We start from the raw sequence: 1,828 nt of genomic DNA on the forward strand, positions 1-1,828 counted from the left end.
GGCCGTCCTTTACTCCGGGGCCCGTCGAGAAGACCCTCCAAGCAAGGGTCGGCGGCCCAGACCAGCCAAGAAGAACAGTCAGGCGAAGTCGACGAGCCGCCCATCCGCATGCATGACACACCCTCGCCCGATCCAGGCAACAGCATGCTCCTTGTCCCCGACAGCGATGTAGGAGTAGCTCGGCGGAACCCAGACGAGGTCAAAGGAGACATCACCCAGAGCCACCTCGGTGGCACGAACGGCGTCGTCGGAGGGGTCGAGAGTGCGTACGGCCTGCTCGACGGAGTCGAAGTATCTTCGGCCGTCCTCGGACAGCTCCTTCGCGCACCAGGCGCACATGCCGAGAGAGTCGATCTGCGCGGCAGTGGCCCTGATCGGTGCGTCGAGACCGAGGAGCTGGGGGCAGGCCCGAACGTGCAGGAGACGACCCGTCGCGTGCGCCACGAAGAGGGTCTCGGGGGTCTCGGAGGGCATCTCCGGAGCCTAGGGGAGGAACCATGCCCCACCCGGTATCTGAGACAAAGTCAGGACGTTCGACCCCCGTGATCGGTGTGGTCCAGGTCACGTACGATCCGAGGTATGGCGCATTACCAAAAGCGCGGGCACATCCCGCCCAAGCGGCACACCCAACACCGCGACGGAGAAGGGAATCTCTACTACGAAGAGCTCATGGGCGAGGAAGGGTTCTCCTCGGACTCCTCGTTGCTCTACCACCGCTTCATCCCCTCGGCGGTGAAGGACGTACGCGTCTGGGAGCTGCCCGATCACGGCACGACCCCCAACCATCCGCTGCGCCCGATGCACCTGGGGCTTCACGATCTCTTCGAAGCCGAAGAATGGAAGAGTCACGACGCGGTGACCGGACGCCGCCTGGTGCTCGGCAACGGCGACGTGAGGCTGCACTACGCGGTCGCGGGGGAGGCCTCGCCGCTCTACCGCAACGCGATCGGCGACGAGTGTGTCTACGTCGAGTCCGGCAGCGGGGTCGTCGAGACGGTCTTCGGTGACCTGGAGGTCGGTGAGGGCGACTACGTGGTGATCCCGCGCGCCACCACCCACCGGTGGGTGCCGAGCGGCGACGAGCCGCTGCGCGTCTACGCGATCGAGGCGAACTCCCACATCGCCCCGCCGAAGCGCTATCTCTCCCGGTTCGGCCAGTTCCTCGAGCACGCCCCCTACTGCGAGCGGGACCTCCGGCTCCCGACCGATCCGCAGACCGTGGACGCGACCGAGGCAGAGGCCCACGGAATCGAGGTCTACATCAAGCATCGGGGCCCGGGCGCCGGCGGGATCGCCGGCTCGGTCCACGTCCTCCCGCACCACCCGTTCGACGTCGTCGGCTGGGACGGCTGTCTCTACCCCTACGTCTTCAACATCGCCGACTACATGCCGATCACCGGCAAGGTGCACCAGCCGCCGCCCGTCCATCAGGTCTTCGAGGGCAACAACTTCGTGATCTGCAACTTCGTGCCGCGCAAGGTGGACTACCACGAGCTCGCGGTGCCGGTGCCCTACTACCACTCCAACGTCGACTCCGACGAGGTCATGTTCTACGTCGGCGGCGACTACGAGGCCCGCAAGGGCTCCGGGATCGGCATCGGCTCGATCACGCTTCACCCCGGTGGCCACGCCCACGGGCCGCAGCCCGGTGCGACGGAGCGCAGCCTGGGCGCGGAGTTCTTCGACGAGCTCGCGGTCATGGTCGACACCTTCCGGCCGCTCGAGGTCGGCGAGGCGGGTGCGGCCGTCGACGACGGCAAGTACGCCTGGACCTGGGCCGGGGGCCGCCAGTGAGCGAGCGTCAGCGAGCGAACAGACAAGACCACAC

2 protein-coding genes are annotated in these 1,828 nt (G+C 67.1%); one reads left to right on the forward strand and one right to left on the reverse strand.

Annotated features, from left to right (window positions below):
• Window positions 1-78: 78 nt before the first annotated feature.
• A complete protein-coding gene (locus tag ACFU7D_RS29530; RefSeq protein ID WP_378874059.1) occupies window positions 79-474 on the reverse strand; it encodes a hypothetical protein in 396 nt (131 codons plus the stop codon).
• 105 nt (window positions 475-579) lie between these two features.
• On the opposite strand from ACFU7D_RS29530, the gene ACFU7D_RS29535 reads away from it, so the two are divergent.
• Window positions 580-1,794 carry a homogentisate 1,2-dioxygenase gene (locus ACFU7D_RS29535; protein WP_378874062.1) on the forward strand — a complete coding sequence of 405 codons (1,215 nt, stop codon included), beginning with the start codon at window positions 580-582 and terminating at the stop codon, window positions 1,792-1,794.
• Window positions 1,795-1,828 lie beyond the last annotated feature (34 nt).

It is taken from the genome of Nocardioides sp. NPDC057577 (assembly GCF_042801335.1).
Taxonomy (GTDB): Bacteria; Actinomycetota; Actinomycetes; order Propionibacteriales; family Nocardioidaceae; genus Nocardioides.